The organism is Faecalispora anaeroviscerum (genome assembly GCF_947568225.1).
Classification (GTDB): Bacteria; Bacillota; Clostridia; order Oscillospirales; family Acutalibacteraceae; genus Faecalispora; species Faecalispora anaeroviscerum.
The window spans coordinates 475,617-501,299 of sequence record NZ_CANOOQ010000001.1 but is presented as its reverse complement, the minus strand read 5'-3'; the positions used below and the strand labels follow the sequence as shown (position 1 = coordinate 501,299).

The following is a 25,683-nucleotide window of genomic DNA, read 5'->3' as shown; positions in this document are numbered from 1 at the left end:
TGAACAGGACCGCCGTCCCATTCTCTAACAGTGTGTGTGGGTTTTTAATAACCGGGATCTTTGTTAAAAAAGCTCACCCGCCTTTCTTTTTTTCTTGGGGGCTTCCCCGGCCACCTTTGAGTACACTTTGAGTATAAAGAGAAGAAAGAATAATTTCAATTTAAGTAACTAACGTAATTCTTTTGTAGCTAAAGTAGTTGTGCGACTTGAACACAATGCAACAATATCATACGTATTTTTATTTATTTTGACTGTAAGAATACTTGATTGCCGGTCTTCCCCCCGTTTGATAATCGATTGTGCTCGTGATTTCATTCGTCTCTACCATGAAGCTCATATAGCGGCGCACGGTAATTCGGGAGAGGTGTACCCTCTCGGCAATTTCTTCACTGGTAAACATGGAAGAGCTGTTTTCCATTAAAAAATGACGAATCATATTCATGGTGCTGTCATTCAAGCCTTTGGCCAGAATTTGTGCAGTCGCCGTTTTTCCCGTATTGGGAGAAAGCATTTGATCGATTTCTTCCTGCCGGAGGGTACCGTCAACGGTGTTCCAGCGCTCATGAGACTGGCGGAACCGATCCAAAGCCTCACGAAAGCGCTGGTATTCAAACGGCTTAACCAGATAATCCACAATACCACGCGAAACCATTTGGCAAACAATCTGCGCATCGCTGGCCGATGTAACCATAATAATTTCGGGAGCCTTTCCCATTCCGTGCAGACGATCCACAAATTCCATTCCATTCATTACGGGCGTATAATAATCCAGAATAATCAAAGGCACATCGTGTCCTTTCAAATATTCCAACGCCTGCGCGCCGTTCTGGAACACCGCCTGCACCGCAAAACCGGGAGTGTTTTCAATATATCTGGAGTTAATATCCGCCACCATGGAATCATCCTCAATAATGATTACCTGATACATCCTTTTGCTCCTCTCTGGTAAAAGTAATGGTAAAGACGGTGCCTTCTCCCCCTTCCGTCTCTATGTCGATCCGACCGCCGTATTGCCGAACGATACGGCGCACCAGATACAGACCGGTTCCCCGATACTGCCCCTTGGTGGAAAAGCCTTTTTCAAACATATGCTCCATGACCTCATGGGAAATGCCGCGGCCAGTATCCTCGCACACAAGAATATTGCAGTCCGGCCGGCAAAACAGGCCGAACTTGATCTCCTGCAGCTCAGATTTATGGATGTTCAGATCTTCGATCGCATTTTCCAGCAGATTTCCGACGATGGTCGTCATATCGTCCACCGGGATCAGAAGATCCTGCTCAATGCAGCAGCTGTCCCCCATCAATTTGAGCTGGATTCCCTGCTCAGCCGCATGCATTATTTTGCCCACAACGAGCGCGCACAGCTCAGAAACGCGGATTTGATCTGCCGTTTGGCAAATAACCTGACCGGAGATTAGGTTGCTGTTTACAATAAACCCAATCGCCTTTTCATACTGCCTGGTTTCAAGATACCCCAAAATGACATGGAGGCGATTCGAAAACTCATGATTATAAGAACGCAGTGCATCAATCATGCTGCGGGCGCCGAACAGTTCGTCCGACATATGCAGCATTTCGGTACGGTCGTACAGAACAGTCAGAACACCCTCTGCCGGAGATTTGCTGTCCTTTAAAATAGGCACCTCATTGGCGAGCACCGAATGCCCCCCGACAATCCAGGAGCGGCGCTCCTCCGGCTGGCCGGTGCGCAAAACCACCTCCTGCCGGGTATCAGGCAGCAGCTCTATAATGGGCCGCCCCTCCAGCACCTGATCTTCCCCGATCAGACTGCGCGCCGCCGAATTGACGAACAGCACCGTCCCCGCTGTATCGGAGGCCACAAGTCCTTCCGCTACTGCGCTGAGGACAACATCCTGCCGCAGATAGCGGCGCAGCAGCTCTTCTGGTTGAAAGCCCATCAGAGTTTTTCGCATAAAGCGAAGAATGGCATGGCTCAGGAAAAAGCTGATGATCAACATCACACCCAGAATCATCAGGTGCACCAGCATGATGCTTTGCACGCGGGCGGAAATGACCCCAATAAACACCGAAACCATGACAAAACCAATGATTTCACCTTTGGCATTTCGAACGGCATGAAACGCACGCCGCTGAGCGCCCTTCGTGTTGTACCCGATGGTGATATACGGCTTGCTGCCTTGAAGAATGGGGATTTCTTCCCCGTCTACATATGATTCACCCGTACTCTGCCGGTCGGTATGGTAAAACCGTACCCCGTCCTTGTTGCATACCTCCGCAATGCTGACGTTAGGAATTGTCGCGTACAGCGCATCCAAAGACTGTTTAACATAAGGCGAGGGATAGCCGCTTTCCAGCATCTTTACGACATCTGTTCCCTCCGAAATATAAGCTGCGATACCACTGATCATGGTATCTACCTCTTTTCGCTGACGGAGGATGTCAAAATACAGTGTTCCGCCCAGGGAAAGCAGAATCACCAAAGTGGAAATCAGCATAAATCCCCGGTATAGCTTGCGTTCCAATTCACTTTTTTTCTTTTTATGATACATAGTCTCTCCCAATTACCGGCGGATTCTTTTTGCCTAAGCAGGAAAAAACGCCCCTTCATCCACAAGCTTGAACCTTGTGTTTCTTCATTACGCTATTATCCCACAGGCCACAGCCGCCGTCAAGCAGGTCTGTTGTGCCTCAAGTTACGGTTGTTAACAGGAGATTCTCTTTCACTGCCTGAAATAAATTATTTCCGAAGAGAATTTTAAATAAACTAGGAGAATTTCATGATTTCATCCCTACAATACACAAGGAAGAAGCACCGCCGTACGGCAAATGCTTCTTCCTTGTGTATTGTCAGCTTAAGGAGCGGCTCCGCCGCTTCTTCATTAAGCTATCTGTGATTTTTGCCTCGTTACACCGTTGCAGCCGGTACCGTTTCTCCCACGTGCTCCAAAAGGCCCCGGACGATCTCGTCTGTTTTCATGCCACGGGAGCCCTTTACAACCACAACATCTCCCGGGCGCAGATATTCCAGCAGCTTATGCAGCGCCTGCTCATTCGAGAGATAAGAAAACACGGGCAGCTGGCACTCTGCCGAAATAGCGCCCCATCGAATCTCCTGCGCCTGCTCACCGATCACAAACAGCGCGTCTATCCCACGGGTCGCGGCATAAACGCCAGCATCAAAATGCGCCTGACGGGAATAATCGCCGAGCTCGAGCATATCGGCAAACACGCCGATGGCTCGGCCGGAGCCTTTTAAATCCATCAGAATGTTGACACTGCTGCGCATGGAGTCGGGACTTGCGTTATAGGAATCATCAATAATTGTAATGCCGCCAACCTTGTGAAGCTGCTGGCGCATGGCCGGGGGGGAGTAGGTTTGCAGCCGCTCCGCCGCACGCTGCGGGGAAACACCCAAATACTGCGACACTGCCAGAGCGGCCAGTGCATTTAATACGTTATGCCCACCGGGAACCGGCAAGGTCACCGGAATCCGGAACTCATCCGACACAGCTATAAACTTGGTTGTACCGCCGAAAGAAACAGTCTGCTCGGCGTGTACCTCACACCACGGCTGCATACCGAAAGTAATAATCCGGAAGGGCAGCGTTCCGCGCAGCTGCGCGAGCAGCGGGTCATCTCCATTGAGGAACAGAACCGAATCCGTGGTAAATGCATCTGTAATATGTAGCTTTTCCGCACGGATATTCTCCTGTGTATTCAGGTTTTCAATATGAGAAATTCCAATATTTGTCATAACCGCGCAGGTCGGCTTTACCACCTGCGCCAGGCGGGCCATTTCGCCGAACTGACTCATTCCCATCTCGATCACCGCGGCCTCGTGCTCCGGCAGCAAGCGGAACACCGTGAGCGGCACACCAAGCTGGCTGTTGAAATTCCCCTCGGTTTTCATCACGTTCCGTTCTGCTGAAAGCGCAAGCGCAAGCATTTCTTTTGTTGTGGTCTTCCCCACACTGCCGGTAACACCAACCACCGGAATCGAAAAGCGAGCACGGTACGCCCCCGCAATCTGCTGCAATGCGGTTCGGGTATCTTCCACAGCAATCCATGCACAGATGCCTTCGGGACACCCGGCCTCCGGCTGCTGAGTTAGAACAGCCGCCGCTCCGTCCTTTACCGCGCCTGGAAGAAAGCGGTGCGCGTCCACCCGCTCGCCAACAATTGGCACGAACAGGGCACCCGGCCCAACCGCTCGGCTGTCTGTCGTTACAAAGGTCACTTCCCGCTCCGGGTCGCCCCGGAGGATTCTGCCGCCGCACGCCTGAGCGATCTCTCTGGCCAGCATTTTCATGATTCCACTCACGCTTTCTCTATTTCTTTCAGCAGCTCCGCAACTACAACTCGTTCATCGAACGGGTGCTTGACGCCGCGGATTTCCTGATAATCTTCATGTCCTTTGCCCGCCAGCACAATCACATCTCCCTTTTGTGCGTTCGTGAGGCAATAACGGATCGCCTCGCGCCGATCGGGAATCACCACATACTTTCCGTCGGTTTTGGCCATGCCGATTTTAATATCGGCAATGATGTCCATCACATCCTCAAACCGGGAATTATCCGCAGTGATGACGGAAAGATCGGCCAAACGGCCGCAAACCTCACCCATCTCGTACCGTCTGGATTTTGCGCGGTTTCCTCCCGCGCCGAACAGGCACACCAAACGCTGCGGCTGGTATTCGCGCAGGGTTTCGAGAATGTTCTCCATACTGACGGCATTATGCGCGTAATCGATCAAGAGTGTATATTCGCCGGGTACCGTCACCGGCTCTACGCGGCCTTTTACCTTCACAGTGCTCAGGCCCCGCTGAATCTGCTCCTCGGTTACATTAAAATGACGGCACACCGCAATCGCGGCCAGAGCGTTATAGGCACTGAATTTTCCGGGAATATCCACCGATACGGGGAAATTCATTAAACCGCGCAGATCGAACCGCGCACCCAAATAGCCGGGGCGGGACACAAGGCCCTCGTTTTCTGCCCGGAGCTGCGCTTCGGGAGAAAAGCCGTAGGTTTCCAGTTCGCAGGTGCGGCCTTTCAGCACACCCTGCCAGTTTTCGTCATCCATATTTGCGATCCCAACACGGCACTGGCGGAAGAGCATGCTTTTGCACTCCATGTACTCCTCCAAAGAAGCGTGCTCATCACCGCCGATATGGTCGGGAGAAAAGTTCGTGAACAGGCCAATATCAAAGGTAAAACCTGCGGTACGGTTGGCCTTCAGGCCGATGGAGGAGGCCTCCATCACAACGCACTGGCAACCTTCGTCCGCCATTTGCTTGAGAAAGGACTGAATCTCATAGGATTCCGGAGTCGTGTTGTCTGTGGGGATCACCCGGTCACCGATCACCGCACCAATGGTGCCGATCAGCCCCGCCTTGATACCCGCCTGCTCCAGAATTGCACGAATCATATAGGTGGTTGTGGTTTTTCCCTTGGTGCCGGTCACCCCAACGGTTTTCATCCGCTCTGCGGGGTGACCGAAGAGCGCCGCCGACATTACTGCCAGGGCCAGACGTGTATCCGGCACAACAACGACCGGAACCTCTGCCGTAAGCTCCAGCGCATGATCTGCAATAATTGCGCAGGCGCCGCTGTTAGCGGCTTGCTCCGCATACTGATGGCCGTCTGCGTGAGCGCCCCGCAGGCACACAAACGCGCAGCCCGATTTGATCTTTCTGGAATCATAAATTAAATCTTCCACCGAAACCTGTAGGTTACCGGCAGCGGAATACTGCATACCCTGCAGCAAATCAATTAAACGCATGATACAACCCCCTGATTTTACCTTTTCAAAAGCACCGACGCTCCGGACGCACTTCATCAAAAACAGCGCACTTGCCCTGTTGTATTAGTATTGATTCCCTTGTGCTAATATTACGCGGACAACCAAATTATTTGCCGCTTTCCAAAATTCGGAACATGTATCCATCATAGGCGATTCTGCCCCTGCTGTCAACAAAAAAAGCCCTTCGCCGTCCTCAGAAAAACACCTGTAAATCCCGCAAAAATCGCACAAAAAAAGGTACGGCTGGTTTCAGCCGTACCCAGGTGGTTTACGTCAGGCTTCCTGTGCGATAAAATCTGTCAGAGAATCTAGAATTGCCTTGTCGTCGGAGTGAATCCGAAGCTCTACGGGTGCGGATAGATCAATGCTGAAAATACCCATAATGGATTTTGCGTCGATAATATAAATGCCTTCTACAATTTCACATTCCACATTCTGTTTAGAAACAATGGATGAAAATTGTTTCACCTTTTCCACACTATTAATCAGGATTTTTGTTGTAAGCATCATTTGTTCCCCCTGCGTGCTTATTTTTGAAGCAAATTTTGATCATTGACTCGATCAATCACCGACTGTTTGAAATTGATCACCTTATGCTGATAATCCTGATTCATATATTCGGAACGAATCAAAAAATCGGCGGTGGCGCGATTGTTTGCAATCGGGATATCGTAGACCTGTGCGATTCGCAGCAGGGCCTTTACATCTGGGTCGTGGGGCTGCGCTTCCAGCGGATCAGAAAAAAAGACAACAAAATTGACGCTGCCTTCTACAATCTTAGCGCCGATCTGCTGATCGCCACCCAGCGGGCCGCTGTTATACCCTTTTACCGGCAGACCTGTCTTTTCGGCAACCAGCTTTGCTGTGGTTCCGGTTCCGCATAAAAAATGGCCTTTCAGGATTTCCTGATTTTCGGCGCACCAGTCGATCATCTCCCGTTTTTTGCCGTCGTGGGCAATCAGCGCGATGGTTTTCTGCTTACCGATGGTAAAAGTAATAAATTCTTCATTCACACTCTTCACCTGTCTTTCTGTTTCGGTGGATGCTTTTGACCGGACCGTGAAAGAGAAACGTATCTCAGTGTGTGTATGTGTGCCTGTTAAAGCATGGCGAAACTAAGTTTTATTATACCAAAGTTTGAAAAAAATTCAAGATGTCCTTTTTTAAGACAAAGTTCTTCTTTCCGCTGATCTGCAATACATGCCAACCCCGGATGACTACTGCACAGAAAGCAAAAATCCGGGCTTTTCTACTCTTCAGCCATTGTTTTCAAACGGGTTCTTTTCACCACTGTAACATAAACCAACGTCTGGTAGGCTGTAACTACCATCCAGCCGATCCCGGTGGCATAGGCTACCGCCGACAAACCCAGCTTCTGCACGAATAAATAAGAAAGCACCACGCGCAGGGAAATATGGAGGGTTGTGCCGATCACAGGGACATAGATCATCCCTACACCACGGTAATACCCGACAAAGGTATTCCCGATATAGCAAAGCGTATAGAAAACAGAAATAACCTGCATATACTGCACTGCGTACTCAAACGCCTTGCCTTCCGCGCTCCCAAGCATCCAACCAACGGTAGTGCCGGCTGTCCCGGCCATCAGAAGCGACAGCACAACGCCAAGAATGACCATCATAAACAGCGAAACGCGCGCTCCCTCCTGCACTCTCTTTTCCTCCCCCGCACCTTTGTTTTGAGCGATCAATATGGAAATGGCCGCCGCACCGCTGTCCCCAAACGAGTTGATGAAGCCTTCGATTCTGGTGGTCGCCGTATAGGCCGAAATCATATCAATTCCCATCGAATTGACCGCGCCCTGTACCAGCAGCTTGCCAATATAAAGGCTGGACTGATGAAATGCGGACGCCGAACCAAAATTGACTGTTTTTTTCATGAGCTGCTCATCATACTTCATGTCGGCGCGCCGGAACATGAGATCGGGAAGCTCAAAGCGAATATAGAGAAAGCTGAGAACGACAGAAATCAACTGCGAAATCACAGTGGCCAGCGCTGCTCCGACCACGCCGGTATGCAGTTGGCCCACAAACAGCAAGGCCAAAGCCAAATTGACCACAATAGAAACTGCGAGAATGACAAGGGCCGCTCTGGTATTTCCCACCGATCTCAGAACGGCCGAACACAGATTATATAAATAGCTTGCAAACAGACCCGCAAAAATAACCACCAGGTATTGATAGCTGTACTCGGCAACTTTGGAAGGAGTTTGAATGAGAAGCAGCAGGGGCTTTGCAAACACGATGCCGCATATGCTGATCAGCACGGTAAAACCCACGCCAAAAACAGCAGAAAGAAAAAATTCGGTGCGAAAGGTTTTCATATCTTCTTTCCCAAACAGCTGACCCAAAATAACTGAAATCCCTGCGCAAAAGCCGCTTAGTACAAAAATAAACAGGTTCATAACAGTTCCGGCTACCCCGATTGCCGCGAAGGCGATGTTACCCACATACCGGCCGATCACAATTGCATCAATCGTATTATAAAACTGCTGCAATATATTGCCCACAATCAGCGGGATCGTGATCGCAACCAATTCTTTTTTGATGTCTCCCCTAGTTAAGTCCATGCTGTGTGTCATTATGACCCCTCCGCAAATTTCAAAATGCCTTTACGGTAAGGGTATCACAGGTAAACACATTTGAAAAATGCTTGTTTTACTGCTAAAATATAACTTAATAGTTATATTTTAGGGGCGATTAAATGACAGAATTAGAAATCCAGGCATTTCTCATGGTAGTCAAAGCAGGGAGCATTACCGCTGCTGCCCAGCAGCTCTATGTAACACAGCCGGCACTCAGCAGGCGTATTCATGCTTTGGAGGCGGAACTGGGGTACAGTCTGATGGAACGAAAAAAGGGAATGCGATCCGTTGAGCTGACCCTGCGCGGCAAGGCGTTTGTTACGGTTGCCGAAAAGATGCTGGCCGTATGGTCCGAGGCAAAAGAGCTGGCGCAGTTTGACAGCAGTAAAATATTTCACATCTCTTCGGTAGGCAGTGTCAGCACGTATATTCTTCCTCCCGTTTTTCTTCGCTTTATGAAAAACAACCCCGACTGCCGTCTGGTATTCCACAATCATCACTCCAGAGAAGCGTATGAATATATTGAAAACAGGCAGACCGATATGGCCTTTATTTCAGATACTCAATTTTCACGAGCGGTGGAAACCGTTCCGGCTTTCCGCGAAAAGATGCTGCTCATATCCAACGAAGTCCCCGGTTTATGGAGTGAGGTTCATCCGTCCACCTTAAACGTAAATCAGGAAATTCGCCTGCCTTGGAACCCGGAGTATGATTTATGGCACGATTACTGGTTCGGCGCAAACGCAGTCTCCAAAGTAATTCTGGATCAAATGTCTTTACTGGAAGACTTATTAAACGAAAAAAACACATGGGCAGTGGTGCCTGCAAGCGTAGCCGACAAGCTGACGCAGAACGAACAAATAACCCTGCATCAATTGCTCGATGCCCCCTCCGACAGAATTATTTATTATGTGGTGCCAAAAAACCAGAAAAACGAATACGTGCAAAAATTGTTAAGCGACTTAGACTCCGCCCTGCAAAAAAACACAACGGTAGAATCATTTTTATAAAAACAAATTTTTTGCAGAGAACGCCTTTGATGGAAGAGAACGGGTAACGCATTGTAGCGAGAAAACACAAAAAGGGTCAAATATAAAATTTGACCCTTTTTGTTATGTGTTTTTAAAGTTGCTTACTTTCATGCAACCGGAAAACTTCTCTTTTCAGCGTTAAATCAGCACCATGTAAATCGGGATGACGATCATGCTCGCAATGGTAGTGACAACCGTCCCGATCGTGGCAAACTCGTAATCCGCGCCATACTGCTTGGCGATTACTCCCGTACTGGTAACTGCGGGCATCGCGGCCTGAATGACGAACACCTTGGCCATCAGGGACGGAATCGGTATGAACAGCTCCAGCACGATCACGACGACCGGGCAAAGCAGGAAACGCGCCAGCAGCAAAACCACCAGATCGCGGTCAAACCTCAGCTTTTTCAGCGGCGTGGAGTGAAGCACGATTCCGATAAAGAACATCGCGAGAGGAGTTGTCAGTTCACCGATATATTTGCAGCTGTCCATGATAAAGCTTGGTAGCTGAATGTTCAGAAGAATCAGGATAATGGCAATCACAAACCCCGCCATGGCCGGGTTAAAAATTCGTTTCAGCGTACTGAAGGAAAAGCGTTTTGTTTCTCCCCCCACATCGCCGTCCTTACTGATTTCATAGTTGCCCAGAGTCCAGAAAAAGCAGGTGTTCGCAATATAATAAATCAGAACATACGGGGTGCTTTCCGCACCAAATAAGGACAAATTGACGGGCAGCCCGATAAAAATCGTGTTGGAGGTAAAAAAGATGCAGCGAAAAACGCCTCTGCGCTTGGGGTCCACCTTCAGCAGATTACTGACAAGAACGCTGAGAAAATACGACAGCAAAATGGACGCGATGGGGATCACCAGTCCACCCGAAAGCTCCTGCAGCTTGGCCTTATCGAAGTTGGACATCAGATTCCACAGCATATAGCAGGGAAACGAAACATTCACTATGATTTTCGAAAAGACAATGCTGGTTTTTTCATCCAACCAACCAACGTGGGTCAGAATCCAGCCCGTCATGAACATAATGATGATCGTCAGAATACTTTCGATTGCGTGTAAAAATGTCAATATCATGTTGCACAAACTTCCCGTATCGCAAATTTCAGATGACCGCCCTGCTATGCACCATTTTTTCCAGCATTTGATGGTTACCCGTAACCAAATTACAACACTGATTTTGATAAGTGCAAGTATTTGCCAACCGCTGACCGCCCTCAGAACCTCCATTCTCAGTCCTTAAAACGGGCATAACGGCAGGCAAATTGTGTGTTGCGTTACAGTAGAATGATTTTTTCGTTTGCTTGCATTCCCAAAGAGACTCTATCCCCTTTTTCTGGCTTTTTGGAGCATCTGCATTTTTCCAGTTAGAAGAATGAGCCTATTTAATGGAAAAAATTCCCTTTAGTAACTATTGTAATTGGATTTCTGTTTCGATAGGCCGAAATTACTATTAGATAATTTTCTTCGAAGAAAAGAACACTCAGAAAAAGCAGAAAAAATTCAGGTAAAGGAAGTTTGGAATGCGAAAACTAGCAATGACACGCAAAATTAAATCTCTTAAAGTAAAACTGATCTTAAATACAGTCCCCGTTGTTGTTCTGACAGCCCTTTTAAGCCTTGGCGTAGGTGTTTATTCCAGTTACCAGGGATTAACCCAAAATGTAAACAGTGATTTGACCTCTATGGGGAACGTATTGACGGAATCCATTACCCATGGCATGAACAACATGAAAACTTCATTCCAATCTGCCGCATCTTCAAACACCCTTGGAGCCACCGGACTGACAGAGCCTCTAATGGTAAGCCTGTTGGATCAGCAGAAGAGCTCTTATGGCTACCAATCGCTGAGCCTTGTTTCGAAAGACGGAAAAATCGCGAGCAAGGACGCTGACTTAAACGGCAAAAGCGTTGCGGATCAGGACTATTTTAAACAGGCTCTGGCCGGAGAAACCTATTTTTCTGAACCAATGAAAGATATCAACGGGAACTTTTGCGTGATTGCCTGTACTCCGATTTCTAACAGCAATTTCAAAGGCGTACTGATGGCAACAATGGACGCTCATGTTTACAGTCCCTTCATTCAGAACGTTGTCGTCGGAAAAACAGGAAGTGCGTTTATAATCAACAAAGACGGCGTTTTGATCGGCAACATTGCGCCGGAAAAGATTGACCAGCGAAAAACCGCTGAAGTTTATAAATACGCTGATCTAACAAAAAGCGGAATTACCATTTATTCTTACAGCACGGGAGATCGCATCTGCTACCATGCCCCTTTGCCCGGAACAAACGGCTGGTCTTTCGGCATCGTGGCCCCGATTAAGGAGATGACCTCATCCATTAATTTTACGATTATGGGTCTGCTTATTTCGTCAATTGTCTGTATTCTGCTGGGTGTCCTGTTCGCCCGGTCGACGGCAAAATCCATCGCGAACCCACTCTCTCTTGTCTGCCGCAGACTGGAGCAATTGGCCGAAGGCGACCTGCATTCGGATACGGTAGAAGTGAACGCACAGGACGAAACCGGTATTCTGGCCGACTCGCTGAAGAAAACGGTTTTGACTCTGCGCAGCTATATTACAGAGATCACGCATGTTCTGCACGAAGTATCGGCGGGTAATATGCTGGTGAAAACCGAACTGGAATACAGCGGCGACTTTGTGCCTATTCAGGAATCGCTGGAGAATATCACCCGTTCGCTGCACGAGTCGCTAACCTCCATCAATCACGCCTCCGACCAGATTGCCAGCGGCTCCGAACAGCTTGCCATCGGCGCACAGTCTCTGGCGTTGGGGTCTACGGAACAGGCCAGTTCCATTGAGGAGCTTTCTACCGCAATCTCAGAAATTGCGGAACATGTGAAAGTCAATGCACAGCACGCGGGTGACGCAAGCGAAAGAGTAACGGATGTCCGTTCGAAAATCGAAGTCAGCAACCAGTATATGAAGGATATGGTTGCTGCGATGTCAAAGATCAACGATTCTTCCAACCAAATAGAAAAAATCGTGAAAACCATTGAAGATATTTCGTTCCAGACCAATATTCTTGCACTGAACGCCTCTGTGGAAGCGGCTCGGGCTGGCACGGCCGGAAAGGGTTTTTCGGTGGTCGCAGACGAGGTAAGAAACCTTGCAACCAAGAGCGCTGACGCGGTAAAGGACACGGCGCTTTTGATCAACCATTCCAGAGAGCAAGTTGAAAAGGGAACTGTAATTGCCGACAGTACCAAACAGGCACTGGTTGAGGTTGTGCAGAGCATTCAGGTAGTTGCCGATAATGTGGAGCAGATCTCCCAGGCTTCTTCACATCAATCGGAAAGGGTTGATCAGGTAACGCAAAGTGTGAACCAGATCTCCGGCGTAATACAGACAAACTCGGCTACTGCGGAAGAAAGCGCCGCGGCCAGCGAAGAGCTATCCGGACAGTCTCAGCTCCTAAAGGAACTGGTAGACAAGTTTCAGTTATAATTCATTTCATTTAAAAAGACGGATGGCTTTGCCATCCGTCTTTTTAAATTAGAAGCCTAGCAAAACTTTGACCTCTTGAGGCTATTTGTAACACGCGTTCATTTCATCAAAAACGCGAAGTATTTCCGCTTCATGATCCAGAAACAGGTCCACCAGCGCAGGATCAAATTGCCGTCCGGCTCCGCTTTCCAGTTCACCGCACGCATAATCGTGGGAGTATGCAGGCCGGTAGGCCCGGTCACTTACCATTGCATCATAGGAATCGCAAATTGCGGTCGCCCTTGCAATAAAGGGAATATTCTGATCCCTTAATCCAAACGGATAGCCTTTTCCGTTCCACCATTCATGATGGTAGACCGCAGCGTCATAGATTAAGGGAATCAGCGTCTTCGGTATCCCTCTCGTTTTCCTTTTGCGGGCAAGATCAAATAACTCCCGCGCAAATATGGTGTGCTGCTGAATCATACAGTATTCCTCTGGGGTAAGCACTCCCGGTTTTATAAGAAGATCCGGGGGAACGCACACTTTGCCAATATCGTGGTAATGGGCAGCCAGACCAAAATACGGATACCATTCACAATCGGCATAGATTGGGGATACCGACAGCCATTTCGAGAATTGCTCCATGAGCTTTCCCACATTTTCGCTGTGCCGGATTTGTTCTTCGGGGAGCATATGCAAAATTTCATCTGCGGTTAAATTCTCATTTATTTTTTTCAGCGGTACCCCCTCCTCAAAAGCATTTGCAGCGCCATATAACTGATGCTTATCCTGCGCTTACTGACCCATAAGATTGATTCCGTTTGGGCTTTTATCCTTGAGCCGCCTAAGCCGGTACTGGAAATCCATTTTCACCAAGAATTTTCGCCGCGTGAATCAGAAGAACGATTCTGTCCTTTTGAGCACTGCCCGTCAACTGGGCAATCCCGGTGAGGTAAGTATTCACTTGATCCGTATTCACCTTTGGAGGAAGCGCTATCTTCTCCGGTGAAATGTCTGTTACCTCATCCACTTCATCAACGATCAGTCCAAAAATATTGTCCCGCACGTTAATAATGATGATACAGGTGCGGTCGTTGTATGGAACCTCGGGTTTTCCAAAGCGAAGGCGTACGTCGATGATGGGGATAATTTGCCCCCGCAGGCTGATGACGCCCTTGGCATAACTGGGGTAATCTGGAAGCTCTGTAATCTCCTGCATCCCGACAATCTGAACAATGTCCGTAATGGGAACTCCAAATAGTTGGCTGTCTGTCCAGAAGGTCAGATATCGATCCTTCTCCTCATCTTCCTGCTTTGTATCCCATCCAACTTGTTGTCTCATCTGTGAAGCCTCCTTTTTTCCTCTCATACTCCTCCACTGGATACATCAATATTTATCTGCCCCATTCTGGAGAGCAAGCCAGGATTCCGTATCGATCGCCTCAGAGCGGCGGCGTTTCTGGGGATCGGAAGAAGGATAGCCCTGTAGGCCCGCCAGCTTGAATTTCGACACCTCTCCCTGCAGAGTCTGTGCTTGAGCCGCGAGTTCCTCACTGGAGGCGGAGCTTTCTTCCGCGGTAGCAGCATTGTTCTGCACCACGGCGGACACCTGCGACAGGCCCTGATTAATCTGTTCAATTGCAGCAGCCTGCTCTGTGGAAGCGGACTCTATCTCAATGATGGCTTGATTGACCATCTGTGATTTTTCAGATACTTCGCTCAGGGCGCTCAAGGTTTCAGTGGCCAGCCGTTTTCCTTCTGATACAGTTACTACCGATTTTGCAATCAGGTCAGCCGTCTGCTTGGCTGCCTCTGCGGATTTTGCGGCAAGATTACGCACTTCATCCGCAACCACAGCAAATCCCTTTCCGGCGTTGCCGGCACGGGCAGCCTCTACAGCAGCATTCAACGCAAGGATATTCGTCTGGAAAGCGATATCCTCAACCAATTTTGTGATTTTAGAAATTTCCTGCGAGGATTCTCCGATTTCGTGCATGGCTGCATCCAGGCGCTGCATGTATTCGTTGCTGTCTGATAAGCCCTTGCCCGCCTGTTCCACATAATTGGTGGCATCACTCACACTAGTGGCATTACGCGTAGCCTGCTGAGCGACACTCACAATCGAGGCATTCAGCTCTTCCACAGAGGCCGCCTGCTCCGTAGCACCGGAAGACAGCGCCTGCGCCGCAGAGGATACCTGCTCTGAACCGGTATTGACCTGATCCGCCGCCATGCTGATGAGCTGCAACGTATCGTTAAGATCTGTTTTAATCTTTTCCAGTGCAAGACCCAGAGCATCCTCGTTGGAACGAAGCGGAACCGCTTGTGTAAAGTCACCTCTGCTGATTACTTCAGCGGCAAGCACCTGCTTTTGAATTCCCTCCAGCATTTTCGTAAACGCTGCGGCAAGCTCACCGGTTTCATCTTTTGAATTCACATCGCTCAAATCAACATCCATACGGCCCAGCGCAATTTGACCGGCCGCGTCCACAACTCGTCCAATCGGCTTTGTAATGATACGTGAAATACGCATTCCCAGGAGCATTGCCGAGAAAGCGCCTAAAACGATAAAAACGCAAAGAACAATGATCAACATCACTGCCGTATCATTATTGGAATCACTCGAACTTTTTGCAGAGCTCATCCGATTGTCAACCATTTGTCCCATTTTTTCAAAAAGAAGATTTGTGCTATCTGAAATCGCGTTAATGGTTGAAGCGGCCTCTTGTGGTTTATTTTGCCCCGCCACCTTAAATGTCTGCTCAACGGCCGGCACGTAAGTCTCATTATATATTTTTTTCACTTCATCCAATAGAGCAAGCGTAGAGGCGTTGTTGATAGAAGGACGATAGAGCTCTATATTCTTTAAAAAAGTCTCCGAACCTTTCTGGTAGCTGTTTTTATGCTCCTCGACCTTTGCAGGGTCATTAGAGTAAATAATTGCATCTCGCACATCTACACGAACCTGATATAATGCTTCATATGCCCCGATTAAGTTACTAATGGGAGCGGTCTGTTTTTCGTACAGATAGGTATCCATACTGTTGATACGAATCATCCCGAAGGTTCCCACGCCGCCTACCACAACCATAAGCACAATCATGGCCAGAAAGCCAGTGTACAATTTGCGGGATATGCTGAAATCCCTGAATTTTTTCATAAATAACGCCTTCCTTATTTTGATTTGAATGCTTTTTCAAAATTAACCCCTTATTTTTTAGCCGCACTTGTCCTTCACTCAGAATAATCTTATCTTTGTAAAGGATATAATAAAATTAACTGACTGTTATGTAGTGTCGCAGTTTATCTAAGACAGTACGCCACTTACTAATTTATTGGCTTATACTGCGGGTATCGCAGATATGACGGCAGAATTGACGGCGAATGCAGCCACCTCCATATGTGTGACGTGCATTTCGTTTAATTTCTCAATTGCCTTTTTCTTTTGCTCCATGAGGGAATGCGCATAGACATTCAGCGTTATGCTGACATTGGAATGGCCAAGAATCTCACTGAGAGTTTTGATGTCAACTCCCAGCTCCAGTGCCCTCGTCGCAAAGGTATGACGAATTGCATGAAATTTGCGTGCTCTGATTCCCGCCTTTTTCAGCAGCTTTTTATAGAGCCTTTGATATACGCGGGGATCAAAGGGGTCTGTTTTTCCAGAAAGCACATAGCAGTTCTCCATCATGGGGCCAAGATAGTTATTCTCGGCCAGCTTTAACAAGAATGCCGGAAGAGGTATTTTTCTGCAGGAGCTTCTGCTTTTCGGAGTACCTACATAGAGCATTGTTTTACTGCCGCCCGATTCAAAATTCCGGATGCGTGATACGGACCGGCAGATGGACATCGTGCCGGCTTCAAAATCAATATCACCCCACTTTAAGGCACAAAGCTCGCCAAGACGGATACCGGTGTAAAAACAGAGAATAATCCCCAGTACCCTTTTATCTTCTGAGGACTGAACCGCATATTCAATGAGCCGCTGTTCTTTCATAGAAAAAACCGATACTTCTGTACCAGGTTTTCCTCTGGGAAGCGTAACCGCTTCCATAAAAGACCCATACTCTGGCGACTTTTTGGAGATTTCGCGTAAGGCTGTTTTAAAAATAGATAAGATTTTTTTTTGATACAATTCTGAGATGGACTCATTCATATGAATCGTCTTTACAAACCTGGCGATGGATTGTTCCGACAATTGGGCATTTTCTGGCAGTTTAAAATGAGGAATGACATAGCCCGAAATACAGTAGTAATAGCTTTCATAGGTGGACGGTTTCAAATGACTAATCCGATCCCCTGTAAGCCATGACCCAAACAAATCTGCGGCGTTTGCTTGCCCGCGTGCCTTCTTTTCATTGACAGTTTTGTTTTGCTGTTGAATATCCTTCATCTTTGCGCGGACATCCCGGTAGGTTTTGGCGTAAAAGTATTGATACTTTCCCTGCGAATTGATTACTCTCCCTTCCCATCGTCCGTCTTTCCGTTTGTATATATTTTCTCCCTTTCGTGCCATGTTGTGACAGCTCCTTTCAGATGTGACGCTTGTTCTGACGGCGGATTATTTCGGACAAACGAAAAAATCCGTATTTTTCACCAAAATTAATTTGAATATTGTCCTCAATTCTTTGTTTCTTAACCAAGATTGACAAACAAAATCAGATAATATATAATGAAATTGTCGTAGTATGTCGAGCTGAGGGGTCTCGGTTTTAGATAAACTGCGACTTTTTTGGTTCGATTTGTGTGTTTTTTGGGGCAACCGGGAGTTAAAAAGCTGCGTCTGCGACGCTATCCGCAACAAAAATACAGATCATGAAACGCACCCTTTCCAATCTACTAAATGGAAGGGTGCATTTCATGATCTGTATTTCTACCGTCAGAAAGCTTTTCCACTGATACGTTTCAGAAATGATATCTTTTTGATCTGCCGACCCTGCCCGTTTGAAAGAAAAAGCAGCTCTGCACTCCGAGCGAAGCACCTTTGCTTCATTCTTTCAATCCTGATAGTAATCATCATTCTTCGAGATTGATTTACCTTATATATCTATATAAATTTACTTTTTCTACCATAGCTATAATATTAATATTATGTTTTTTATACAACTGACCGTTCGCTTAAAAACGTATCGCTGTTTTGAACATTTTGCTGCTTTTCTGTATCTTTCAAATATCTAATAAAAAAAGTCAGACCCGCAGGGTTACCTGCGGGTCTGACTTTTTTTGAGATTGCTTATTCTGTTTTGTCGTGCTGTTTCCACCTATTTCATAGTCGTCGATCTGAACAATCAGAGTTCCAGCACCTTTTTCCCTTTGATGTCATCCGCGCTCCATGAAATCACTGCAAAGCTGCCATTGGTATGGTTCTCCACTTGATTGATCCACGGAATTTCATGGCTTGCTTTTGCCGCCAGCAGCGGATTAGTGGTATTGGTTTGAAGCATAGAAGCGTTGATCACCCACCACTTGGTTGTGATACCAGCGCGTTTTAAATCTTCCTCTAAACGCATCGCCTCATAGACCGGGGTGGTTTCCGCCAGGGTTACAAGGATAACCGCCGTTTCCTCCGCATTGCGCAAACGCGGAAGCAGCTTCTTCACCGATTCCGGAACAGCCCCCTGCGTTCGCTTAACCTCGCGGTGATAGCTTTGTGTTGCATCTAAAAGAAGCAGCGTGTGTCCGGTTGGCGCGGTGTCAATCACCACTGTACTTTCCTCCGCCTGATCCACAATTTCGGCAAAAGCACGGAAAACCGCGATTTCCTGCGTACAAGGGGAACGCAAATCTTCTTCAATATAGGCAATGTCCTCACCGGACATGGTTTCTCTCGCTTTAGAAAGAATTTCTTGCTGATACCGCCGAAGTTCCGCTTGTTCATCAATATGGCTCATAGCAATACCGCTGTGTTCCTCTAAGACGAATTTTAGGTGTGCCGCAGGATCGGTGGTCGCAAGATGAACCTTCTGCCCTTTGGCCGCCAGGCCTAAGGCAATCGCCGCGGCGACAGTCGTTTTACCCACACCACCTTTGCCCATGGTAAAGATGACTTTTTTACCAGTGCGGTGTAAGTCCTCAATGACATCCTGCAGCCGGAGCAGCGATTCGGCATGAAGTTTTTCCTTGCTGAGCACCACATGATCCTTCGTGAGCAGATCCCGCACACCCGAAAGGCCTGTGATATTGTAAGCTCGTAAAGGAATGAAATAGGCGGCCATCGCCCGCAGGTGTTCCGGCATTCCTTCCAACGCTCTTTGCTGCTTGCGGTACAGCCCCGCAGAAACACTGTCATCATAGGAAGGCAGTATTCCATTGATCACCAGCATTTGGTTTTGGATACCAAGCTCGAAAAGCTCCTTTGACGACCGCTCGGCTTCCTTTATGGGGGTTTCCTCCGGACGGGTGACAAGGATCAGGGTCGTGCGCGTTCCATCAGATAAGGTGGACATAGCATTTTTATAAATCTCTTTTTTACTTTCCAAGCCGGAAAGCTGCCCCAAACAAGAAGCCCCATGGGTGCTTTGACTGATAAAATTGCTCCACGCAGAGGGAAGCTGAAGCATACGAAGCGTATGCCCCGTTGGGGCGGTATCGAAGATAATGGTATCAAATTCTTCTTCTACCGTTTGGTCGGTGATATAGCCAGAAAACTCATTGAACGCCGCTATCTCAACCGTGCAGGAGCCGGAAAGCTGCTCTTCCATACTGGCGATTACGGCATCCGGCAGCTTGCCCCGATAGGGCGCAATCACACTTTCGCGATAATCGGCCGCGGCCTGAACCGGATCCAGATTGGCCACCACAAGATTTGGGACACCCTCAATCGGTACCCGTCCGTTTGTCAGATTGACCTCAAATACATCCTGCAAATTGGACGCAGGGTCAGTGCTGACAAGCAGAACCTTTTTCCCGCTGTCTGCAAGCGTTACAGCAGTGGCACAGGCAGAGGACGTTTTACCAACCCCTCCCTTTCCAGTAAAAAACAGGTATTTGGTCAACGGGATTGAGAAAGGATGAAAAAGCTCCATTAACAGCAGCCCCCCTTACAATCGCAGCCACCGGATTTTTTTCGAACCACCTTTACTTTTGCCGACTTAGACTGTTCTTCCAGTATGCCATTGGGCAGGCCAAGCAGCTGTGTGAATTCTTCATTAGTGGGATACCTGCCTGTGACAGCCATCTCATCGTTCACAGTTACAACAGGAAGGCCCTCTGGGCCGTGAGCATTGATAAACGCATTCACTGCTTTGTTGTTCACAAACTCCATCGGCGCGCTGGTAAGATTGTAACGTTCAACGGCAATTCCGCTGTTTTTCAATGTATTAAGCACCGTAGAAATGCGGAGCAGCTCGGGATCGACTCCCACCCCGCAAAGTCCGGTAGAGCAGCACATGGCCGGTTCAAATATCTTCATTTTCTTCATAACAGACAACTCCATTCTATATTCATTTTTTTAGATTTTGGTTTGTGGAGCCACTGGTGGCCTGGTTTATACAACCCATCAGCAAAAGCATAACGACGCTTTTTCTTTACTCACTTTCATTACAGCCTTTGCAGCAGTTCGCATTATCTTTGCAGATACAGTTTTCCTTATCCGAAGTGATGGCACAGAAAAACCGCTTTGTCTTGCTGATGGTATCTGCATCCAGTGAATAATATATCCATTTCCCTTCATTTCTACCCTTGACAAGCCCACACTCACACAGGAGCTTCATGTGGTGGGACAGCGTAGATTGGGACATTTCAAATTTCTCTAAAATCATGCAGGCACAAAGCTCTCCACAAGAAAGCATATCTACAATCATCGCTCTTTTTGGGTCGCCCAACGCCTTAAACACTTTTGTGTTATCCAAATAATTTTCCATATGATTACCTCACATCGATAAGCTTCGATATGATCATTATATGCTTCAAATCGAATAACGTCAATATAAAATCTATTTTTATTTTTAAAAGCACCCGCTCCATGCGGCATGTAACAAATTTTCCCATTAATTAGTCCCTACCGGCTGCATTGCATTATGATTCACACAGCATTCCATTGGATATTACACGCTAATTATGATATAATTTAATTATCTGTAGCTAAGTTCACAAGTAATGTGTATGAAGCGAATTGCCCGCACGCTTTTAAAACTGGCAACGATTCAGCGTATTTCCGTAACGGAAGTACGCTGCGGAAAGATCGCACTGCATCATGGTGCCTCTCTTTCATAAAGAAAAGGAGATGTGGGATACTTGGCTATTAACAAGGTAATGCGCGCGGCACTCAAAGCAATTACCTCTTTAGAACCGGATGTAAAAAAATCATATAAAATGGAACGGCAGATTCAAATACTTACCTCACGCTTGCGGGGAAAACCGAAGGACTATCAAATGTGGGATCATGTAATTCTCTACGGTAAACATGTCATTCCCGTACGCCTGTTTGCACCCGAAGGAAAGGGGCCTTTTCCTTTCCTCCTCTTTTTTCACGGCGGAGGTTGGGTAACCGGTGGAATAGAAAACTACACGGGCGTCTGTGCTGATCTTGCTAAAGCGACGCGCTGTACCATAGCATCTGTGGATTACCGGCTGGCGCCGGAGCACAAGTTCCCCGCCGCCGTGGAAGATTGCTATGCCGTTACGCGGGAGTTCTTTCTGGGTCAAATACCGGGGATTAACCCGGACAACATCACCCTGATTGGCGATAGTGCCGGAGGAAATCTGGCTGCTGCAGTTTCGCTGATGGCCCGGGATCGGGGGGAGTTTCTGCCCAAGCGGCAGATTCTTCTGTATCCATCCACATATAACGACCACAGCGAGCAATCCCCATTTCCGTCAATCCGGGAGAATGGAACGGACTATCTTCTCACCTCCAGGCGAATTCAAAGCTTCCTCGAGCTTTATCGAAGCTCCGACAGCGACCTGAGCAATCCTTATTTTGCTCCGCTTCTGGCATCGGATTTTTCACAGCAACCCAAAACCCTGCTGATTACTGCGGAATATTGCCCGCTCCGGGACGAAGGAGAAACCTATGGGGAAAAATTGCGCGCTGCGGGGAACGAAGTGGAAATCGTTCGTCTGCCGGACGCACTTCACGCTTATCTGATGCTTCCGCCGCAGTTTGAACACGTGCAGCAGACCTACCAGATGATTAACGCTTTTTTACAAAGGGGTAATCTCCATGACAGAACGTAAACAATGGAGTCGGCTCGACAACGCCGCAAAGATATTTCCGCCTACCAGTACAAATCGAGATACCAAGGTGTTCCGATTCGTGTGTGAGTTAACCGAGCCGGTAAACAGCGGCATTCTGCAAGAGGCCTTGGAGGAGACCATTCAGGAGTTTCCTTTGTACCGTTCCATCCTGAAAAAGGGACTGTTTTGGTACTACCTGGAAGAAAGCAACATACGTCCTCAAGTTGCCGAGGAAGCCCTTCCCGTTTGCAGTCCCATTTATAACGAGGACAAGCCCGACTTGCTGTTTCGAGTCTTATATTATAAAAACAGAATCAATTTGGAAGTATTTCACGTTTTGGCAGACGGTACCGGTGCGATGCAGTTTTTGCGCATCCTGGTCTTTTCTTATTTAATGAAGAAGGATGCGATTTCAGGACAAATGCCCGATTATGACGCTTCCCGTGACCAAAAAAATCAGGATGCCTTTTACAAATATTATGATAAAAGCGAAGTCATCCCTAAAACGAAGCGTTTTCATGCCTACCGGATTCGCGGCGAACGACTGCCTGACAATCGGGCCGGGATCACGGAAGGTTTTTTATCCACCAAAGCGGTTCTCCAAAAAGCCCATGAGAATGATGCCACACTGAGTGAGTTTCTGGTAACACTGCTGATCCGCTCCATTTACGACGGAATGGCGGTACGGGAAAGGAACCGTCCCGTGGTCATAACCGTCCCGGTGGATCTTCGCCGCTTTTTTCCGGCACAGACCGCCCGAAACTTTTTTGGTGTCATTCAGGTTTCGCACCGCTTTCAAAAAGGCGGACAGGAATTTGCGCAGATTCTGGCAAATGTGCGCGAGTCCTTTCGCCGGCAGTTGACCCATGAAAACCTGTATGGAATCATCAGCCGGTATTCGGCGCTCGAAAATAATCCGTTAATTAAAGCAATTCCCCTGCCGCTCAAAATCCCTATTCTGCAGATCAATGGGCATTGGGCAGACAGTGAAGATACCGCTGCCTTTTCCAATATTGGTCAGATCGTGATGCCGGCCGAGGCAACGAGATACATTCGATTGTTTGATGTGTTCGTCAGCACAAAGAGGCCGCAGCTCTGCGTTTGTTCCTTTGGTGATACCCTGGCCATCAGCGTATCCTCCCCATTTGCGGATACGGGGATTCAGCGGTGTTTTTTTCGTCAGCTTACGGAGATGGGGATTTCCGTACAGGTGATTTCCAATCTGGAACAGTGTGATGGAGAGGAGAAGTCCTATGCTGCGGTGTGAACATTGTAAAGTAGATTTGCCCGGAGAGCAAAAGCGTTGTCCTCTCTGCCAGAACAAGCCACTCGGAACTCCTGACAAATCCGGCAGTCGGTTCCCGAAGCTGCCGAAATCCCGGCAGACCATCAGCCGAATTTTAACGGCATGGATTGCGTTTGGCAGCGTATGCGCGGCGGCACTTTGCGTGATTGTAAATGTGATTATGCCTGCGGGCGGATGGTGGTCTCTGTTTGTAATTGCCGGGATTACAAGCTTATGGATTGATTATGCCATTATGATGAAAAAAAGAAAAAACCTGCCTAAAAGCATCCTTTGGCAGGTAATCAGTGTTTCGCTGATTGCTTTGTTTTGGGACCTTTTCACAGGGTTCAGCGGCTGGTCTGTCGACTACGTGTTTCCCATCCTTTGTTCCTGCGCGATGATAACAATGTCCATTGTGGCAAAAGTCCGCAGGCTGGATACGCAAAACTACATTTTGTACCTGATGATAGACTGTATTCTGGGAATCGTCTGTTTTATCCTTCTTCTGACAGGCGCAGTTCAGGTCGTCATTCCATCAGCCGTCAGCTTTGGGGCATCCATTGTTTTTTTGGCATTCTTACTGTTTTTTGAAGGAAAAGCGCTTTGGGCCGAAATCCAACGCAGACTCCATATATAAAATGAAAAAGACCCGCAACACCAGCGAGCATTCGCGGTGATGCGGGTCTTTCTATACTTGGAACAGAGACTCAGGCTTTCATTGATTGCCGATAGGAAGGCCGTCTGCTCTTCCAGGGCTTCTTGTCCGATCTTTGTTTGTCCGGATTCTCTTTTTTATGCTGCTGGTGAAGAATCGGAAAATCAGGGAAGGTTGCTTTTGCATCCAGCACCATGGGCGTAATCGACGCTTTGGTAGCTCGAATAATCCCCTGCAGTTTGCCCCGCTCCCTGGGATAGATCAGCGTATATGCAACACCGCTTTGGTTTGCACGGCCGGTTCTCCCGATACGATGGACATAGCTGTCCGGATCACCGGGAATATCGTAATTCACAACAGCGTCAATTCCCCCAACGTCAATGCCTCGGGCAGCGACATCGGTTGCCACCAGAATCTTCACCTTGCCTTCACGATAACGCCGCATCACTTGATCGCGCTGCCTTTGGCGCAGGTCGCCATGAATGGCGTCTGCCGGGTGGCCGGCTTCCGTCAGCTGAGCAGCCAGGGTGTCCGCCATCACCTTTGTTGCAACAAAAATCAAAGAGAGTTCAAATTGCTTGTTTTGCAGCAGCTGCACAACAGAAGGGAATTTCGCGTTGCCGCGAACTTCGCAATAGAATTGCTCTACTTTTTCTACGTTGGTGGTAGTCGGCTTAATGCAAATTTGCTGGGGATTGCTTTGATACTGCTCCGCAATTTTTTTAATCTCGCTGGAAAGCGTGGCAGAAAACAGCACCGTTTGCCTTTCAGTAGGAACATGCTGCAAAATGGCATGAATATCCTCTCGAAATCCCATATCCAGCATCTGATCCGCCTCATCCAGCACGATGCAGTTGACACCGTTCAGCCGAGTAGTTCTCCTGCGAATATGGTCCATCAACCGACCGGGAGTGGCTACCACGATTTGCGGGCCACGTTTCAGTGCCATAATCTGATGCTGAATGGGTTCGCCTCCATACAGCGCAAGGGTTCGAACCCCTTGTTTGTATGCGGCCATCTTCTTCAGAACATCCGTTGTTTGCAGCGCCAATTCTCGTGTGGGGCAAAGAACGACCGTTTGAATCTGACGGTTGGCAGGATCCACATTTTCTAAAACCGGCAGGCCAAACGCAGCTGTTTTTCCGGTTCCGGTAGGTGCCTGTACCAATAAATCCTTTTTATCCAGCATGGGTTCTATGGCAGCCTCCTGTACAGGTGACGGATCCTGGAACCCCATTTTTACAATTCCACGCAATAGTTCGGGCGAAAAGCCAAATTTTTCAAAGTTAGTAATAATCATATTCTCCATTCATCTCATATTTCATCCTGTTAAGAAAAGCCGCCAACCCCGATTGGAATTGGTGGCTTTTCCCATCCATTTGTTTTATGCGAGTTTAACGTTCACCGCACGCATTTTTTTGCTGTTCTTGGGGTCCTGTTCCGTATCAAAAGTAACCTTGTCACCTTCGTTGAGGCTCTTGTAGCCTTCCGAAACAATGGAAGAGAAGTGAACAAACACATCGTCGCCGCCATTGTCGTTGCTGATAAAACCAAAGCCCTTTTCGGAATTAAACCATTTTACTGTACCATTATTCATATAACTGGTACCTCCATTCATATATTTGCACCCATAGCTGCACAAAAAATCACATACTTTTATAACTCATTAAACGAATCCAATGACTTAC

The 25,683-nt window shown here is 47.9% G+C and carries 22 protein-coding genes; 5 read left to right on the top strand and 17 right to left on the bottom strand.

Going from position 1 to position 25,683, the window contains the following annotated elements:
* Positions 1-238: 238 nt before the first annotated feature.
* The 7 genes from QOS46_RS02460 to QOS46_RS02430 all read right to left on the bottom strand — a co-directional run bounded on the left by QOS46_RS02460 (position 239) and on the right by QOS46_RS02430 (position 8,389).
* Positions 239-928 carry a response regulator gene (locus tag QOS46_RS02460; RefSeq protein ID WP_283607025.1) on the bottom strand — a complete coding sequence of 230 codons (690 nt, stop codon included), beginning with the start codon at positions 926-928 and terminating at the stop codon, positions 239-241.
* The gene (locus QOS46_RS02455; RefSeq protein WP_283607023.1) at positions 906-2,534 is read right to left on the bottom strand and encodes a sensor histidine kinase; all 1,629 of its coding nucleotides are present in this window, start codon (positions 2,532-2,534) and stop codon (positions 906-908) included. Before QOS46_RS02455 ends, QOS46_RS02460 begins: the two co-directional genes overlap by 23 nt.
* Positions 2,535-2,890: 356 nt before the next feature.
* Positions 2,891-4,306: a UDP-N-acetylmuramoyl-tripeptide--D-alanyl-D-alanine ligase gene (locus QOS46_RS02450; RefSeq protein ID WP_283607021.1), complete on the bottom strand. Its 1,416-nt coding sequence runs from the start codon at positions 4,304-4,306 to the stop codon at positions 2,891-2,893.
* On the bottom strand, positions 4,303-5,766 hold the full coding sequence (locus tag QOS46_RS02445; RefSeq protein WP_283607019.1) for a UDP-N-acetylmuramoyl-L-alanyl-D-glutamate--2,6-diaminopimelate ligase: 1,464 nt from the start codon (positions 5,764-5,766) through the stop codon (positions 4,303-4,305). Before QOS46_RS02445 ends, QOS46_RS02450 begins: the two co-directional genes overlap by 4 nt.
* 294 nt (positions 5,767-6,060) lie before the next feature.
* A complete protein-coding gene (locus QOS46_RS02440; protein ID WP_283607018.1) occupies positions 6,061-6,297 on the bottom strand; it encodes an HPr family phosphocarrier protein in 237 nt (78 codons plus the stop codon).
* 17 nt (positions 6,298-6,314) lie between these two features.
* Complete coding sequence (locus QOS46_RS02435; RefSeq protein ID WP_283607017.1) at positions 6,315-6,800, bottom strand: methylglyoxal synthase; 486 nt, start codon at positions 6,798-6,800, stop codon at positions 6,315-6,317.
* Between the two features lie 236 nt (positions 6,801-7,036).
* Entirely contained in the window at positions 7,037-8,389 is a 1,353-nt protein-coding gene (locus QOS46_RS02430; RefSeq protein ID WP_283607016.1) for an MATE family efflux transporter, read from the bottom strand.
* Positions 8,390-8,511: 122 nt separating this feature from the next.
* Here QOS46_RS02430 and QOS46_RS02425 point away from each other — a divergent pair, with 122 nt between their 5' ends.
* Positions 8,512-9,402: a LysR family transcriptional regulator gene (locus QOS46_RS02425; protein WP_283607015.1), complete on the top strand. Its 891-nt coding sequence runs from the start codon at positions 8,512-8,514 to the stop codon at positions 9,400-9,402.
* A 159-nt stretch (positions 9,403-9,561) separates the two neighbouring features.
* Here QOS46_RS02425 and QOS46_RS02420 read toward each other — a convergent pair whose 3' ends face one another.
* On the bottom strand, positions 9,562-10,506 hold the full coding sequence (locus tag QOS46_RS02420; RefSeq protein ID WP_283607013.1) for an AEC family transporter: 945 nt from the start codon (positions 10,504-10,506) through the stop codon (positions 9,562-9,564).
* Positions 10,507-10,952: 446 nt separating this feature from the next.
* Here QOS46_RS02420 and QOS46_RS02415 point away from each other — a divergent pair, with 446 nt between their 5' ends.
* Positions 10,953-12,896 (top strand): methyl-accepting chemotaxis protein, encoded by a 1,944-nt coding sequence (locus QOS46_RS02415; RefSeq protein ID WP_283607012.1) that lies wholly within the window; start codon positions 10,953-10,955, stop codon positions 12,894-12,896.
* Positions 12,897-12,977: 81 nt separating this feature from the next.
* Here the strand turns inward: QOS46_RS02415 and QOS46_RS02410 are convergent, their stop codons facing one another.
* The 7 genes from QOS46_RS02410 to QOS46_RS02380 form a co-directional block, all read right to left on the bottom strand.
* Positions 12,978-13,571: an HD-GYP domain-containing protein gene (locus QOS46_RS02410; protein ID WP_326521339.1), complete on the bottom strand. Its 594-nt coding sequence runs from the start codon at positions 13,569-13,571 to the stop codon at positions 12,978-12,980.
* Positions 13,572-13,722: 151 nt separating this feature from the next.
* Entirely contained in the window at positions 13,723-14,220 is a 498-nt protein-coding gene (locus QOS46_RS02405) for a chemotaxis protein CheW (RefSeq protein ID WP_283607008.1), read from the bottom strand.
* A gap of 45 nt (positions 14,221-14,265) precedes the next feature.
* Entirely contained in the window at positions 14,266-16,038 is a 1,773-nt protein-coding gene (locus tag QOS46_RS02400; protein ID WP_283607007.1) for a methyl-accepting chemotaxis protein, read from the bottom strand.
* A gap of 180 nt (positions 16,039-16,218) precedes the next feature.
* Positions 16,219-17,394: a site-specific integrase gene (locus QOS46_RS02395; RefSeq protein WP_283607005.1), complete on the bottom strand. Its 1,176-nt coding sequence runs from the start codon at positions 17,392-17,394 to the stop codon at positions 16,219-16,221.
* A gap of 772 nt (positions 17,395-18,166) precedes the next feature.
* Entirely contained in the window at positions 18,167-19,903 is a 1,737-nt protein-coding gene (arsA, locus tag QOS46_RS02390) for an arsenical pump-driving ATPase (protein ID WP_283607004.1), read from the bottom strand.
* Positions 19,903-20,298 carry an arsenite efflux transporter metallochaperone ArsD gene (gene arsD / locus QOS46_RS02385; RefSeq protein ID WP_283607002.1) on the bottom strand — a complete coding sequence of 132 codons (396 nt, stop codon included), beginning with the start codon at positions 20,296-20,298 and terminating at the stop codon, positions 19,903-19,905. The genes arsA and arsD overlap by 1 nt, the downstream gene beginning before the upstream one ends.
* Before the next feature lie 106 nt (positions 20,299-20,404).
* Entirely contained in the window at positions 20,405-20,740 is a 336-nt protein-coding gene (locus QOS46_RS02380; RefSeq protein WP_283607000.1) for an ArsR/SmtB family transcription factor, read from the bottom strand.
* A gap of 373 nt (positions 20,741-21,113) precedes the next feature.
* Here QOS46_RS02380 and QOS46_RS02375 point away from each other — a divergent pair, with 373 nt between their 5' ends.
* The 3 genes from QOS46_RS02375 to QOS46_RS02365 are packed head-to-tail and all read left to right on the top strand — an operon-like array spanning position 21,114 to position 23,977.
* Positions 21,114-22,055: an alpha/beta hydrolase gene (locus QOS46_RS02375; RefSeq protein ID WP_283606998.1), complete on the top strand. Its 942-nt coding sequence runs from the start codon at positions 21,114-21,116 to the stop codon at positions 22,053-22,055.
* Positions 22,042-23,322 (top strand): hypothetical protein, encoded by a 1,281-nt coding sequence (locus QOS46_RS02370; protein ID WP_283606996.1) that lies wholly within the window; start codon positions 22,042-22,044, stop codon positions 23,320-23,322. The genes QOS46_RS02375 and QOS46_RS02370 overlap by 14 nt, the downstream gene beginning before the upstream one ends.
* Positions 23,309-23,977 (top strand): DUF6320 domain-containing protein, encoded by a 669-nt coding sequence (locus tag QOS46_RS02365; protein WP_283606995.1) that lies wholly within the window; start codon positions 23,309-23,311, stop codon positions 23,975-23,977. The genes QOS46_RS02370 and QOS46_RS02365 overlap by 14 nt, the downstream gene beginning before the upstream one ends.
* A 70-nt stretch (positions 23,978-24,047) precedes the next feature.
* Here the strand turns inward: QOS46_RS02365 and QOS46_RS02360 are convergent, their stop codons facing one another.
* Together QOS46_RS02360 and QOS46_RS02355 are read right to left on the bottom strand one after the other, a co-directional pair.
* Positions 24,048-25,304, bottom strand: a complete 1,257-nt coding sequence (locus QOS46_RS02360) for a DEAD/DEAH box helicase (protein ID WP_283606994.1) — start codon at positions 25,302-25,304, stop codon at positions 24,048-24,050.
* Positions 25,305-25,379: 75 nt separating this feature from the next.
* A complete protein-coding gene (locus QOS46_RS02355) occupies positions 25,380-25,592 on the bottom strand; it encodes a cold-shock protein (protein ID WP_283606993.1) in 213 nt (70 codons plus the stop codon).
* Positions 25,593-25,683: the final 91 nt, after the last annotated feature.